The sequence below is a fragment of the Candidatus Nitrospira neuquenensis genome, assembly GCF_979578155.1.
The window spans coordinates 140,551-154,883 of sequence record NZ_CEFZDU010000038.1; the positions used below are offsets into that span (position 1 = coordinate 140,551).

The 14,333-nt window shown below is 72.0% G+C and carries 14 protein-coding genes; all 14 read right to left on the reverse strand.

Annotated features, from left to right (window positions below):
• Positions 1-67: 67 nt before the first annotated feature.
• The 14 genes from AC1U7O_RS16770 to AC1U7O_RS16835 all read right to left on the reverse strand — a co-directional run bounded on the left by AC1U7O_RS16770 (position 68) and on the right by AC1U7O_RS16835 (position 14,297).
• Positions 68-910, reverse strand: a complete 843-nt coding sequence (locus tag AC1U7O_RS16770) for a purine-nucleoside phosphorylase (RefSeq protein WP_479896041.1) — start codon at positions 908-910, stop codon at positions 68-70.
• A gap of 45 nt (positions 911-955) precedes the next feature.
• Positions 956-1,870, reverse strand: coding sequence for a helix-turn-helix domain-containing protein (locus AC1U7O_RS16775; protein ID WP_479896042.1), 915 nt, complete (start codon positions 1,868-1,870; stop codon positions 956-958).
• Positions 1,870-2,559 (reverse strand): tetratricopeptide repeat protein, encoded by a 690-nt coding sequence (locus AC1U7O_RS16780; protein ID WP_479896043.1) that lies wholly within the window; start codon positions 2,557-2,559, stop codon positions 1,870-1,872. Before AC1U7O_RS16780 ends, AC1U7O_RS16775 begins: the two co-directional genes overlap by 1 nt.
• The gene (locus AC1U7O_RS16785) at positions 2,556-3,470 is read right to left on the reverse strand and encodes a PfkB family carbohydrate kinase (RefSeq protein WP_479896044.1); all 915 of its coding nucleotides are present in this window, start codon (positions 3,468-3,470) and stop codon (positions 2,556-2,558) included. Before AC1U7O_RS16785 ends, AC1U7O_RS16780 begins: the two co-directional genes overlap by 4 nt.
• Before the next feature lies 1 nt (position 3,471).
• On the reverse strand, positions 3,472-4,383 hold the full coding sequence (gene mtnP / locus AC1U7O_RS16790) for an S-methyl-5'-thioadenosine phosphorylase (RefSeq protein ID WP_479896069.1): 912 nt from the start codon (positions 4,381-4,383) through the stop codon (positions 3,472-3,474).
• Positions 4,384-4,418: 35 nt separating this feature from the next.
• Entirely contained in the window at positions 4,419-5,411 is a 993-nt protein-coding gene (miaA, locus tag AC1U7O_RS16795) for a tRNA (adenosine(37)-N6)-dimethylallyltransferase MiaA (protein ID WP_479896045.1), read from the reverse strand.
• A 40-nt stretch (positions 5,412-5,451) separates the two neighbouring features.
• Complete coding sequence (gene mutL, locus AC1U7O_RS16800) at positions 5,452-7,257, reverse strand: DNA mismatch repair endonuclease MutL (protein WP_479896046.1); 1,806 nt, start codon at positions 7,255-7,257, stop codon at positions 5,452-5,454.
• 97 nt (positions 7,258-7,354) lie between these two features.
• Positions 7,355-8,146, reverse strand: a complete 792-nt coding sequence (ybgF, locus tag AC1U7O_RS16805) for a tol-pal system protein YbgF (RefSeq protein WP_479896047.1) — start codon at positions 8,144-8,146, stop codon at positions 7,355-7,357.
• Between the two features lie 5 nt (positions 8,147-8,151).
• A complete protein-coding gene (ybgF, locus tag AC1U7O_RS16810) occupies positions 8,152-9,747 on the reverse strand; it encodes a tol-pal system protein YbgF (RefSeq protein ID WP_479896048.1) in 1,596 nt (531 codons plus the stop codon).
• Between the two features lie 24 nt (positions 9,748-9,771).
• Complete coding sequence (gene pal / locus AC1U7O_RS16815) at positions 9,772-10,584, reverse strand: peptidoglycan-associated lipoprotein Pal (RefSeq protein WP_479896049.1); 813 nt, start codon at positions 10,582-10,584, stop codon at positions 9,772-9,774.
• Between the two features lie 40 nt (positions 10,585-10,624).
• The gene (gene tolB, locus AC1U7O_RS16820) at positions 10,625-11,938 is read right to left on the reverse strand and encodes a Tol-Pal system beta propeller repeat protein TolB (protein ID WP_479896050.1); all 1,314 of its coding nucleotides are present in this window, start codon (positions 11,936-11,938) and stop codon (positions 10,625-10,627) included.
• A 10-nt stretch (positions 11,939-11,948) separates the two neighbouring features.
• A complete protein-coding gene (tolA, locus tag AC1U7O_RS16825) occupies positions 11,949-13,100 on the reverse strand; it encodes a cell envelope integrity protein TolA (RefSeq protein WP_479896051.1) in 1,152 nt (383 codons plus the stop codon).
• Between the two features lie 34 nt (positions 13,101-13,134).
• Positions 13,135-13,581: an ExbD/TolR family protein gene (locus AC1U7O_RS16830; protein WP_479896052.1), complete on the reverse strand. Its 447-nt coding sequence runs from the start codon at positions 13,579-13,581 to the stop codon at positions 13,135-13,137.
• Entirely contained in the window at positions 13,578-14,297 is a 720-nt protein-coding gene (locus AC1U7O_RS16835) for a MotA/TolQ/ExbB proton channel family protein (RefSeq protein WP_479896053.1), read from the reverse strand. The genes AC1U7O_RS16830 and AC1U7O_RS16835 overlap by 4 nt, the downstream gene beginning before the upstream one ends.
• Positions 14,298-14,333 lie beyond the last annotated feature (36 nt).

Sequence of the window (14,333 nt, forward strand, 5' to 3'; positions counted from 1 at the left end):
AGGCACGGCCTCAAGGCGCCGCACTATAGCAACGCCGCCCCCCCTTGTCAAGGCAACAGTGGGGCCGTCAGAGCCGGGTTTCCCCGCCCAGACGGCGGAGAATGCCGTCGAGGAGGCGTCCCACCGCGTCCGTCTGCCGACCCGCCGCCGCGAGCACGGACTCATGGCTTCCGCCGGCCTTCAAGGAGGCGCCGGATTCGTTGGTGAGCAGGGCCAGGCCGAGGACCTTGAGCCCCAGGGCCCTGGCCGCGATGACTTCCGGCACAACCGACATGCTCACCGCCTGGGCCCCGAGGCGCCGGAGCATCGCCGCCTCGGCCGCGGTCTCGAAGGTCGGGCCGGTGAGCGCGGCCAGCACCCCGCGGCGCAGGGCGAGCCCCGCCTCCGCCGCCGCCGCCGCGGCTATGTCGCGGAGGCCGGCGTCGTAGGCTTCCGCCATCTCGACGAAGCGGGCGACGCCCGGCGCGGTCCGCCCGATGAGCGGGTTGTCGCCCATGAGATTGAGGTGGTCCTCGATGAGCATGAGGCTGCCCGGCTCCGCTCCATCGAGCGAGCCCGCGGCGCAGGTGACGAGGAGCGTCCGCACCCCGAGCGCGGCCAGGACCCGCACGGGCCTCGTCGCCTCGTCGAGCGAGACCCCCTCGTAGCGGTGGACGCGCCCCTGCAGCATCGCCGCGCCCGGCCCGCACCGGTCGCTCAGGACCAGCCGGCCCGCGTGCCCCTCCACGCCGCAGCGCGGAAATCCCGGGATGTCCGCGTAGGGGACGACGAGGCGGGTGGGCGGGCGGTCCGCATACGGACCGAGCCCGGAGCCGAGGACGAGGCCCACCGTCGGCGCGAAGGGGAGCTTGGGAGTCAGGAACCGGACGGCCCGGTCGGTCTGGGGGTCGAAGGAGGGATCGGTGCTCATCTCGTGGCGGATGGAGGTCCCGACCGGGAGGACGCGGGCCCGCGCCTATCGTGTGAACAGGATATCCCGCACCACCGTGCCGCTGGGGCCGTAGGGCCCCTGGGGGACGCCGTTGAGCTCCACGTGCACGCCCCCCGCGTTGCCGAGCGTCACCAGCAGCTTGGCATTGGCCTTCCACTGCACCTTCTCGCCCGGCCGGAGGAGGGCCTCCTGCGGGCTCTCCCCGTCCACCTGGACGACGACCCAGCTCATCTCGTGGGCCTCCAGCTCCAGCACCAGGGCCTCGCCGGGCAGGGAGGGGCCGGCCGGCCGCCCCGGAGCGGGCTTGGTCGCCGGAGAGGAGGCCGCCTCGCGCGGCACGGAAGCGCCGGCCCCCCGATCATCGCCCTCACGGGAGGGGCTCGGCGGGGTCTGCCCGGGTGGCTCCCCCCCGAGCGGGAAGGGCGGCGACAGGTCCGGCGCGGGCAGGGCCGAGGAGTCCTGCTCCGTGTCGGCGACGCCCTCCGGCTTCGCCTTGCCCTCGATCGTTCCCGGCGAGTCCGACTCGGCCGGGGCGTCCGGCGAGGGGGGCGGCACTGCCGACTGCTCGCGCGTCAGGAGCAGGAGGAGCCCGAGCAGCGCGACGCCGACCGCGGCGGCCAGCACCTTGCGGTTGGCCTGCCGCTTCCGCTCGTCTTCCGCCTGCTTCCGGCGCAGCCGCTCCAGGTCGGACTGTTTGTCGTAGAAGGGGCCCGCCGCCTCGACGAACCGCCGGAGCGCGTCGTCCTCGTCGAGGCCGAGCGACTGGGCGTAGGCCCGCACGAACCCCTTCACGAAGACCTGGTCCGGCAGCTTCGCGAAGTTGCTCTCCTCCAGCGCGCGGAGAAAATCCGGATGGATGCGCGTCTTGACCGCGACGTCCTCGAGCGTCAGCCCCCGCCGCTCCCTCGCCTGCGTGAAGAGCTCGCCGAACTGTTCCATCAGGGTTTGATCCGTTCGAGCAACTGGGTCGCCTGCCGGCCGTACTCGCCATCCTTGTCGAGGCCGGTGACGCGGGTGAGCGCTTCCTTCGCCTTGTCGCCGTACCCCAGGCGGTAATAGGTCCGCCCGAGCTCGAACTGCAGCCGCGCCGGCGGCACGTTCGGGGGCGCAATGAGGGCGGCGTCCTCGAACGCGCGCATCGCCCCCTCGAAGTCCCCCTCGTGCGCGAGGGCCACGCCCAGGTGGAACCAGGCGAGGTCCGGCGTCACGTAGAGGGGATTCGCCAGCGCCTGCCGGTACGCCTCGATCGCCTCCGACCAGCGATTCTGGTACATGAGCACCTGGCCGAGGTAGGTGTAGGCCTCCGAATAGGTCGGATCGACCGCCAGCGCGGCACGGAACTCCGCCTCCGCCTGCGGCAGCTTGCCCTGCTGCGCGTAGAGGTGCCCGAGGTAGTAGTGGGCGTCGCGGTGTTCCGGGTTGAGCTGGACGGCCTTCTGCAGGCTGACGAAGGCCTGCTGGGGGTTGCCGGTGAGATGGACGATGCCCTCCCGGAAATGGCCGTCCGCCTTCTGGACGGCTTCCTTCGAGGTCCCGCAGCCCGCCAGCGCGGCCAGCGCCAGCGCCAGCGCCAGTCCCCGCCCCGTCGGGCGCGACGCGGCCGGGCGATGGAGAGACCGTCCCCTCACGTCAGGTCCTCGAAGTGGGTCAGCCGCTTGAACGAGCGGAACCGCTCCTCGATCTCCTGGTAGTCGAGCGTCCGGAGGCGGTCAAGGCTGAAGGCCTCGACGGTGAAGGAGGCCATCACGCTCCCGAAGATGATCGCCCGGCGGATGGAGTCCTCCGACAGATTGCCCGTGGCCGCCAGGTAGCCCATGAAGCCGCCGGCGAAGGTGTCGCCCGCGCCGGTCGGGTCCTTCACCTGCTCCAGCGGGAAGGCAGGGGCGCCGAACGTCTCCTTCTGGTTGAACATGAGCACGCCGTACTCGCCCCGCTTGATGATCAGGTGCCGCGGTCCCCGGGCCAGGATGGTCTTGGCCACCTTCACCAGGTTCGGATCGCCGCCGAGCGCACGGGCCTCCCCGTCGTTGATGATGAGGACGTCCACCTCGGCGAGCGTGCGCCAGAGGGCCTCCGGCTTGCCGCTGATCCAAAAATTCATCGTGTCGCACGCGACCAGGGCGGGACGCCGGACCTGCCGCAGCACGTCGAGCTGCAGCTCCGGGTCGATGTTGGCCAGGAACAGCATGGACGGCGAGCGAAGCGCCTCGGCCACCTTCGGGCGGAAGGTCTCGAAGACGTTGAGGCGGGTGTCCAGCGTCTGCGCCTCGTTGAGCTGATAACTGTACTGCCCCTTCCAGCGGAAGGTCTCGCCGGGGCGGCGCTCCAGCCCCGCCAGGTTGATCCCCCGGCTCTTGAGGAAGGTCAGGTGCTCCTCGGGAAAATCCTGTCCCACGACCGCGATCAGGTCCACGCTCGTGAAATAGCTCGCGGCGGCGGCGAAAAACGTGGCGGAGCCGCCGAGGGCCTCCGTCGCCTCGCCGAAGGGCGTCTTGACCGTATCCAGCGCGACCGAGCCGACGACCAGCAGCTTCCCCATCTCACCGGGCTCCTTTCTTGGCGGACAGCGCGCGGCCGATGAGCAGCGACAGCCGGCGCTTGACGTGGTTCGGAATCTTCTCGGGCCCCGTGACGATCGCGTGGTCCAGTGCGCGCGCGCAGGGGCAGGTCCTCGGCCCGGCCGCGAGCGGCACGGCGGCGCGCAACACGCGCTTGGCCAGCTCGACGTTCCGGTGCAGGGTCTCCAGGATCATCTCCACCGTGACCGACTCGTGGCTGTCGTGCCAGCAGTCGTAGTCGGTCACCAGGGCGAGCGTCGCGTAGCAGAGCTCCGCCTCGCGGGCGAGCTTCGCCTCGGGCAGGTTCGTCATGCCGATGACGTCCACCCCCCACTGCCGGTAGAGCCACGACTCGCCGCGGGTCGAGAACTGGGGCCCCTCGATGCAGACGTAGGTCCCGCCCCGGTGGGCGGTCGCACCGGCCCCCTCCGCCGCCTTGGTGAGCGCCTCGGAGAGGTCGCGGCAGATCGGGTCGGCGAAGGCCACGTGAGCGACGATCCCCCCCTCGAAGAAGGTCCCGACCCGCCGCTTGGTCAGGTCGATGAACTGGTCGGGCAGCACGACCTCGCCGGGGCGGATCGCCTCCTTCATGCTGCCCACCGCGCTCACGGAGAGCACCCGGCCGACCCCCAGCGACTTGAGCGCGTAGAGGTTCGCGCGATAGTTGATCTCGCTCGGCGAGAGCCGGTGGCCCCGCCCGTGCCGCGAGAGGAACGCGACGCGCACGCCGTCCAGCGTCCCCACCAGCAGCGCGTCGGAGGGCCGCCCGAACGGCGTCGTCGGCCGCACCTCCTTCGAGCCCTCCAGGCCCTCCATCGCGTAGAGGCCGCTCCCGCCGATGATGCCGATCTCGGCCTGCGGCCGCTCCGCCCTCGTGATCCGCCCCTTCTTCATGGCCCGCTCGTCCCCCCGTTTCGCCGCGTCCTGGATCACCCGGCCGCCCGGGCCGCGCCCGCGTCCGCCCGCGCCCCGCCCGCCAGGCCGGCCAGAAACCGCCCGATCTCCTCCACGATCCGCTCCGCCACCCGCGCCGCCGGCTCCTCCTCGGAGAGGGAGAGCCAGGTCAGGCCGGGCTCCCGTCGGAACCAGGTGAGCTGCCGCTTCGCGAAGCGCCTGGTGTCGCGCTTGAGTCGCCGCACCGCCTCCTCGTAGTCGTACTCGCCCTCGAGGTAGCCGGCCATCTGCCGGTAGCCCAGCCCCTTCATGGAGCCCAGGTGCCGGCCGTAGCCCCGTGCGAGCAGGCCGCGCGTTTCCTCCAACAGTCCCTTCGCCAGCTCCTGCTCCACCCGCGCCTCGATCCGCCGGTAGAGCGCAGGCCGCGCCCGGATCAGCCCGAGCAGGAGCGTCGCGAAGGGCCGCTCCCCGAACCCATGCTCCCGGTGCAGGTCCGACAGCGGTCGCCCCAGGAGCTGATGGACCTCCAGCGCCCGGATGATCTTCGCCCGGTCGCGCGGATTGAGCCGCGCGGCCGACGCCGGGTCCACCGCGGTCAGCCGCCGGTGAAGGATCTCGTCGCCGCCGAGCCGCGCCTCCTCCTCCAGACGTGCGCGCAGCGTCCAGTCCGCGGAGGGGCCCGCCCAGAGGCCGCGGAGCAACGCGCGGACATAGAGCCCGGTCCCGCCCGCCACGAGCGGGACCAGCCCCGCCTCGTGGAGCCTGGCGATCTCCGCCAGCGCCCGCCGCCGGTAGTCCCCGACGTTGAAGGGCTCGTCGGGCTCGACCAGGTCGATCAGCCGGTGCGGGACGCCGAGGCGCTCTGCGAGGGACGGCTTGTCCGTCCCGATGTCCATGCCGCGGAAGACCTGGCGGGAGTCCGCCGTCAGGACCTCCGTCCCGAGCGCCCGGGCGACCAGGATGGCGACCTGGCTCTTGCCGACCGCGGTCGGGCCGACCAGGACGACCAGGGGCTTCAGTTGTCTCACAGTCGCGCGGTCCAACACAATCGGGCTTCCCTCCCGGCCCTCAGGCGCGGCCGAAGATCCTGGCCAACTCCTCTTCGGGCAGCCGCAGCGCCACCCGGCGGCCGTGCGGGCAGGTCATGGGCAGCCCCTCGGCGACCCAGTCCTCGATGAGGCGGCGGCTCTCGGCCGGCTCCATCGGACGGCCGGCCCGAACCGCCCCGTGGCAGGCCAACGAGGCCAGGATCGGCCGCACCCGCGCCTCGATCGAGGTGAGGGCCTTCCACTGCGTGAGGTCGTCGAGGAGGTCCTGGACCAGGGCCGCCGTGTCCAGCCGGCCCAAGAGCGCCGGCGCGCTCCGGATGAGGAAGGCGGTGGCGCCGAAGGGGTCCACCTCGAACCCCAGGGCCGCCAGGTCGCCGAGCCGCTCCCGGAGCAGCACGGCCTGCGCCGGCGGGAGCTCGATCGTCTCGGGGATGAGCAGGGGCTGCGTCGGCACGGCGCGGTCCCGCCAGGACCGCCAGAGCCGCTCGAACAGCACGCGCTCGTGGGCCGTGTGCTGATCGATGACTTGGAGCTCGGCGCCGACCTGCGCGACGAGGAAGGTCCGGCTGATCTGGCCGAGCGGCAAGACCTCACGGTCGGGGACGGCGCGGTACGTCCCCGCCGCTTCCTGCGCGGCCTCGGCGGGCTCGCGGGTCCCGGGGTCATAGCCGGGCAGGACGGCCTGGCCGCCCGAGACCGCCGTCTCGCCGCCGGCGCCGGCTTCGCTCCCGCGCAGCTCCCACCCTCCGGTGGGTCGAACGGCCACGCCCGCCGAACGGCCGGGCGCGCCGGGCCGTGGCGCGGCCGCCCCCTCGACCAGGGGCAGCCCCAGGGCCTCGCGGACGGCGCGCCTCACCAATTGGTGCAGGCGGTCCGGCTCGGCGAACCGGACCTCCCGCTTCGCCGGATGCACGTTCACGTCCACCCGCTCAGGGTCCACGTCCAGGAAGAGCACGTACAGCGGCTGTCGGCCCCTGGCCAGCGACGTTCCGTAGCCGTCGTAGACCGCATGCTGGACGGTCGGGTTCTTGACCCAGCGCCGGTTGACGAAGAGGTCCTGCGGCGTGCGGCCGGCCTTGGCCTCCACCGCCCCCACGGCGAACCCCTCCAGGGCCAGGCCCGGCTGCGCCGCCTGCACCGCGACCATCCGCTCCAGCACCGCCTCGCCGTAGACCTGCCCCACGCGCGTCCGCCGGGACGCCACGGCCGGCAGGTCGAGCACCGGCTGTCCGTTGTGCAGGAGGCGGAAGTGGGTCCGGGGCCAGGCCAGCGCCGCCTGCTGGACCGCCTGGCAGACGTGCGAGAATTCCGTGGCGGTGGTCTTGAGAAACTTCCGGCGGGCGGGCACGTTGAAGAAGAGGTCAGCCACCTCCACCTGCGTCCCGGGCGAGGCGGCGGCATCCTCGACGCGGGTGATCGCGCCGCCGGACAGGTGGAGCCGGGTGCCGACGCGGTCCTCGCGGCGCGCCGTGGTCAGCCGCACCTTGGCCACCGCGGCGATGCTGGGGAGGGCCTCCCCGCGGAAGCCCAAGGAGGTGATGGCGTACAGGTCCTGCTCGGAGCGGAGCTTGCTGGTCGCGTGGCGCTGGAAGGCGAGCTGCGCGTCCGCCCGGCCCATCCCCTCGCCGTCGTCGGTCACGCGAATCAGCCGCCGGCCGCCCTCCACCGCCTCGACGACGATCAGGCTGCTCCCCGCGTCGAGGCTGTTGTCGATCAACTCCCGGACGACGGCGGCCGGCCGCTCGACGATCTCGCCGGCGGCGATCCGGCCGACCACGGCGTCCGGCAGCACCTGGATCTTGCCCGTTGTCTGCGCGACGGTCATCGTCGTAAAAGGCCGGCGCGGCGTCCGTCGGACGGACGCCGCGCCGGAAGGGGAGCGCGGGCATGACGGGCGGACCCGGCGCCGGCCGGCGCCGACGTCACCGGATTTCGGCCAGCTTGTTCTTGGCCAGCTTGGCCTCGTCGGACCCGGAAAATTCCTCGATCACGCGGCGCAACAACGCCTTGGCCTTCATCGCGTCGCCGAGCTCGGCGGCGCAGAGCCCCATCTTGAATAGGGCCGGCGGCACCTTCTCGCTCCGCGGGAAGCCGTTCACCACCCGCTCGAAGGCCTGCATGGCCTTCCCGTAGTCCTTCGTGCTGTAGTAGGACTCGCCGATCCAGTAGTGGGCGTTCGGCGTCAGGCTGTTGCCGGGAAAGTCCCTCAGGAACCGTTGGAAACCGCCGATCGCCAGGTCGTAGCGGCCGTTCAGGTAATCGTTATAGGCCAGGTTGAAGGCCGAGGTGGGCGTGATCGCCGTCACACCCGGCAACGACGGCGCCTCCGGCTCGACCGGCGGCGGAGACCGCTGCTCCCGGGCCACGGGTCCCGGCGGCGGCACGGGCCGGAGCGACGGCGCCTGGGCCGTGCCCTCCACGCGGGCCAGCCGGCTTTCCAGGTCGTGGAGCTGCGCCTTGAGGTCGGCCAATTGCGCGCGGAGCTGCTCCGCCTCCTTCGAGCCGTCGGCCGCGGGCCTGCTCCCCAGCTTGGATTCGATCGCCTGCAGCCGCCGGTCCAGCGTCTCCCGGTCCTTCTTGTTCTGATCCTGGAGTTTGGTCAGGTCCGTCCTGACATCCACGAAGTCGGAGTGCTTCGCGCAACCGCCCGCCGTCGCCGAGGCGAGCACCAGCGCGAGGGCCGCCGCTCCCGCGGACCGCTGCCGTCGAGTCATCGGGCTCATGGGGTGACGTTCACCTGCTTCAGCCCGTCCAAGGCCTTGCCGGCCTCCGGGCTCTTCGGATAGGCATCAACCAACTGTTTCCACGTCTGATAGGCCCGCTCCCGTTCCTTGAGCGCCAGGTAGGCGTGCCCCTTCTTGAGCAGCGCCGCCGGCACCTTCTCGTTCGTCGGGTAGGCGCTCTGGACCCGGTCGTAGGCCTCGACCGCCCGCTGGAACTTCTTCTGTTTATAGTAGCACTCCCCCAGCCAGAACTGCGCGTTCCCCGCGAGCGCGGAGGTCGGATACTGGGTCAGGAACAGCGCGAACCCTTGCTGCGCCCGCGCGAAATCGCCCTGCTTGTACCGGGTCATCGCCTCGTCGTAGGCCCGTCGGTCGCTCGGCGCCGGAGCCGCGTCTGGTGGCGGGGCCGCCCGGGTCGGAGCCGAGGGTGGAGTCGTGACGGCCAGCGTCGCCCCCTCCACGGCGGCAAGGGCCGCACCTCCCTGGGCCGTCTCCGCGCCCTCGACCGGCGTCGAGGCCGCAGGCCCCGGCGAGGGGGGGGCGCCGGCCGAGGCGGCCGAGAGCCCGCGCAGCCGCTCGTCCAGGCCCTGGAGCCCCTTACCCAGCCCCTCGACCTGCCGGTCCTGCTCCTGCATCCGTTCGTTGACCTGCCGGATCACCTGGGACAGGTCGCCCTTCAGCGCCTCCGACGCGCGGGCCGCCTCGCCCAGCCGCTGCTCCTGCTGATCGAGCCGGAGCTGCACCTTGTGAGTCAGGTTCTTCAGGCCCTCCACGAGCGTCGCGTAGTTCTTCTCCACCCGCACGAGGTACTCGGTCGTCGCCTTGGCGTCGCCGTTGACCTTGGCCGCGAGCTCGTCGGTCCGCTGGCTCAGGAGCGCGACCCGCTCGGCGTCCTTGCGTTCCTGCTGCACGACCTTCTCGCCCAGGTCGTTCATGGCCTGCTTGAAGCCCTCCAGCGCCCGGGTCAGCTTGACCATCTCTTGCTGGAGCTGCTTGGACAGGGCGGCGACTTCGGCCCGCTCCTCCTCGATCGCCCGATCGTGCTCCTGCAGCCTGGCCTCCACCTTGGGCGCGAGGGCCACCAGGGCCCCCTGCACCGCGTCGAGACGGGCCAGCAGCTTGGCCGACTCCTGCTGCGCGCGGTCCCGCTCCGCCTGCTGGGCCGCGGCCTGCTCCTTGAGCGCCTTCTCCGCGGCGGCGACGTGCTGCCGATCCTGAGCGGCGCGATGCTCCAAGTCCTCCAGACGTTCCCGGAGCATCTTGATCTGATGCTCATTGCGCTCGACGCCGCCGAGCACCCCGGGCAGGTCCGCTTCGCGCAGCGCGGTGATATCCTGGTTCAGTCGCGCCCGGGCCTCGTACACCAGCCGTTCCGCCTTTTCGCTTTCCGCCTTGATCTGCTTGGTCGCTTCATTAACCTGCTTCTGGATCTCTTGCTCGCGCTGGTCCAGCTTGCGGATCTTCGCATCGAGGTCGGCGTTGACCTTCCGCAGGTCGGCTTCCTGCGCGAGGCAGCCGGCCAGCGCCAGACCCGCGGCGGCCGCGGCCCACGCGCGGGCGCGGGTCGCCGGCCGTTCGCCCTTCCGGGGCATCACCCCCCCGCCCCCCGGCTCCGCTCAGTCCACCCGCGGCGCGACGTGCGCCCGGCGGTTCTTCTGATAACAACCTTCATTGTGGTCCTTGCAGACGGGGCGCTCTTTCCCGTAGGACACGGCGGCGACCTGGTCCGGCTTCACGCCGAGCTCGAGCATGTAGTTCCTGGCGGCGTTGGCCCGCTTCTCGCCGAGGACCATATTGTACGCCAGGGTGCCGCGCTCGTCGCAATGGCCCTCGACGACGACCCTCGTCCCCGCGTTCTGCTTGAGCCACTCGGCGTCCGCGGCCAGCGCCCGCTGGCCCTCCGTGGAGATCGCCCAACTGTCGAAGGGGAAATAGACGTCCTGTAACCCGGCCAGCGCGGCGAGCCGCCGCTCGCGCTCCAGGTCCTCGGCCCGCCGCTGCGCGGCGTCCCCGAGGTCCGCCTTGGCGACCAGCACGCCGCCCTCCACCCGCTCTTCCGACGGCACCCGTCCGGGCCGGATCGGCTCGAGCCCGCTCAGGTGGTCCGGCTCCGCCGGCGGCGCCGCATCCGCGGGACTCTGCGTCCCCTGGGCGGCCGGAGGCTGAGCCTCCGGCATGCCGCCGGTCGGCTCGGGCTGTCCGCCCGTACCGAGGTCCTGAGGGGGCAGGTCCCGGGCGACCATCTCGGTCCCCCCGCCCGGCCGAGTCGGCTGATCCACCGTCTGACTCACCGGTTTGGGCTTGGGTTGCTCGACCAGCGAGCCCTCGGCGCCGGCTTGGACCGATCGCTTGTCGCACCCGGCCCCCGCCAGCAGCACCATTAGTCCCATCGCTCCGACCAGGCAAGCCCTGTGATACCGTGCCCGCATTCCCGTGCTCCTTGTTAAAGGTTGCTCCAACGTCCGGCCCTCACGTCGGCGACCAGGCCGGGGAGCTGTGGTGCGTCCCCCCGGACGTCAACCGCTCCTGGTCTCCTCCGTCCCGATTGATCATATAGATGTGGCTCTTGCCCTCGGCGGTCGAGCTGAAGACCAGATGCCGCCCGTCCGGCGACCAGGCCGGCGAGTCGTCCACGCCGGTCCCCGCCGTGATCTGCACCCGCTTCTGCCCGTCCGGCGTGATCAGGCAGAGCTTGTACTGGCGATCCGGCGTCCGGCAGACGTAGGCGATCCAGTCGCCCTTGGGGGACCAGGCCGGCGCGGCGTTGTAATCGCCGTCGTAGGTGAGCCGGCGCACGTTGGAGCCGTCCACGCCCATCAAATAGACCTGCGGGCCGCCCCGCCGGTCGGAGACGAAGGCCAGCTCCCGGCCGGAGGGCGACCAGGTGGGCGAGAGGTCGCCGGCCGGGTCGAAGGTCAGCCGCTGCAGCGTCTTCGTCTGCATGTTCAGGACATACAGCTCCGAGTTGCCCTCTCGGCTGCTGGCGAAGGCGAGCAGCGAGCCGTCCGGCGACGGAGACGGCGTGATGTTCAGGCCCTCGGTGGAGGTGAGCGTCGTCCGCTTCCCCGTGGCCAGGTCGAGCTGCACGAGATCCTGCCGGCTGCGCGTCCGGTAGCTGGTGAAGACAAGGCTGCGGCGGTCGGGCCACCACCGCGGCATCAGATTGATGAACCCGTCCGCCGTCACCTGGCGGGGACCGTAGCCGTCGTAGTCCATCACGTAGAGCTCGCGGCTCCCCCCCTGCTCGGAGACGAACGCGAGCTTGGTCCTGGCGATGCCCTGCTCGCCCGTGTAGCGGTACACGAGCTCGTCCGCGAAGCGGTGCGCCATGAGGCGCAGCACGCTCGCCGAGCCGACGTAGCGCTTGCCGACCATCCCCTCGCTGGCGGCGCTGTCGTGCAGGAAGTGGTCCACGACCAGGTCGGAGGCCCGGGTCGCCACCTTCCCCCAGACCACGAGCGACACGCCCCGGTCCGACACCTCCTTGAGCAGGGTGGGCGCGGGCTGCGTCGCGCCGTTCGGCGTGATGCCGAGGCCCGCCGCGTCCGTCACGGCGAAGACCTGCGACCGGCGGAGGTCCGCCTTCAGCACCTCGGCGACCGTGTCTCCCGCCCGCTCCGCCCCCGCGCCCTCCTGCTGGTACCAGAGGACGCTGATGGGAATCTTCTGGAAGTCCGGCCGCGTCGCCTCCAAGAAGACATCGGGCACGCCGTTGTCCACGGCCCCGGCGACCCCGGCGGCCAGGGCCAGACACCAGACGATCGTGCAGTACCGCAGCATCATGTCGCCCCCCTCACCCGAGCGGCTCTCCCACCGTGAAGCTGAAATGGGCCTCGAAGGACTGTTCGGCGAACTCCGGCGGGAACGGCGGGAGCGGCTGGGCCGCCTTGACGGCGCGCAGCCCCGCGTCGTCGTAGTAGCCGTTGCCGGAGGATTGCTCGACGACCACCGCCGTGACGGTCCCGGACCGGTGCAGCCGGAACCGGACGACCACCCGAAGGCTCTGGCCTGACACGTCCACCGGCGGGGCGGTCCACATTTTGCTGATCTTGGCTTGGATCAAGCCGAAGTAGTGCGACATCGCCGTGCTGGCGCCCGGCACCTCCATGGCCATGGCCGGCGTGCGCGCCGTCGGCGCGGAGGCCAAGTCGGGCTTGGCCTGTACCGGCGTGACGGCGGCGGGCGGCACGACAGCCTGGGCGGCGTCGAGCCTCTCGTTGACTTCCTTCGTCAACTCCAGCCGCCGCCGGGCCGGGGCCGGCGTCCCGCGCGCGGGTTGCGGCGCCGGCGCGTCCGGCACCTGGGCCTTCTGCAAGATCTCCCGCAGGTCCTTGTCCAGCGCCGGCGCCGCCTCGGCCCTCCGGTCCTTCGGGACGGGGGAGGCGATGGGGGCCGCCTGGACTTCCTTGATCTTCGGAGCCGCCGGCGCCTGGATGCCCCGGAGCAGGTCGCCGAGGTCCTCGTCGCGCTCCGGCCGGCGGGGCACCTGGCCCGGCGCCGGGGCGGCGAGCGAGGGGGCCGCGATCGGCGCCCGCGGCTTCACGGACACCTGCGGGGCCGGCAACGGCGGCGGCGCCGGCTTCGGTTCGGACGCGCGCGGCGCCGCCTCGACGGGCGGAGCGGGCGCGGGCGCCGGCCGGGCCGGCGGCGGGGCCGCCCTGACGCGCTCCTTCACGACCGGGGCGGGCTTGGGCGCGGGGGGCGGCGGCACGGTCGGCTCGCGCGGCTGCTCGACCTCCGGCTGCGGGGGCGGCGACGGCGCGGGCAGGCTGACGAGCGACACCTGGTAGGAGGCGAGCGTCTCCTGGATCTTGGGGGTGCCCCGCACGGCAAACAGGACGGCGAGCAGACCCAGGTGCAGGCCCAGCGAGAGCACCGCCATGCGGGCGAAGGGCCCGCGGGGCGTGCCGAGGTCGAACAGGCCGAGCGGGGACCGCGCCGTCATCTCGTGCCCGCTGCTCCGGCTCGTTCCGCCCGGCTCATCGCACCGCCCCCTTCGCCGGCAGGGGATCGGCCACCCGCTCCGGGCCGGCCGGCTCCGTCACCATACCGAGCTTCTCGATGCCCGCCCGCTTCACGCCGTCCATGACCCGCACGACCGTCCCGTAGGGCACGTCGCGGTCGGCGCGCAGGTAGACCGCCACGTCGGCGTTCCGCTGCCGCACCGCGCGCAGCCGCGTCTCCAGCTGATCCACGCCGACCGGGTCCTTGTCCAGGAACAGCTTCTGATCGCGCTCGATGGTCAGGACCATCCGCTCCTCGGGCTTGATCGTGTTGCTGGTCGAGGTCGGGAGCTTGATGTCCATGCCCCGGTAGAGCATCGGCGCCGTCACCATGAAGATGACGAGGAGGACGAGCACGACGTCCACGAGCGGGATCACGTTGATCTCCGCCAGGAACCGGCGCTGGCGCGCGTCCGTCGTCACGAGCGCACCTCCGACGCCCGCGCGCGGGCCGCGACGGCGCCCAGAACGTCGGTGGTGAAGGCTTCCACGCGGAAGGCGACCTTGCGGACGCGGCTCAAGTAATAGTTGTAGGCGATCACCGCGGGGATGGCCGTGAAGAGGCCCGCGGCGGTCGCGACGAGCGCCTCCGCGACCCCCGGCGCGACCGCGCCGATGCTGGCCGTGCCCTGGAGGCCGATCTCATGGAAGGCGTCGATGATGCCCATGACCGTGCCCAACAGCCCGATGAAGGGCGTGATGTTGCCCGTGGTCGCCAGGAACGGGAGCAGGGATTCCAGCCGCGACACCTGTCCCTGCACGAGGTGCTCCGCCATGCGGGGCAGGTAGGACGACTCCACCGCCTCCGCCGGCCCCGCGCCGCCGAACCTGCTCGGCAGCGCGCCGCGGAGCTGGCCGTCGTCCTCGGGCGTCGCGCGGTCCAGGACGCCCAGGCAAACCGCGGCGGCCGGACTCGACGGATAGCGTCGGGCGTCCCGCCGCAGCTCCTCCGGGTCCAGCCCCCGCCCGTAGGCGCTCAGGAAGCGCTGGTCCTCCCGGTCAGCGGACCGGAAGACGCGCCACTTATACAGAATGATGGCCCAGGAAGCGACCGAGAAGAACAACAGGATGAGCAGAACGACCTTCGAAACGGCGCCGAGTGACCCGAACAGGCCCGTGGGAGACAGATGAAAGGCCATTACCCGCGTCGTCCCCCTCCTTTCCAGCGGATCACG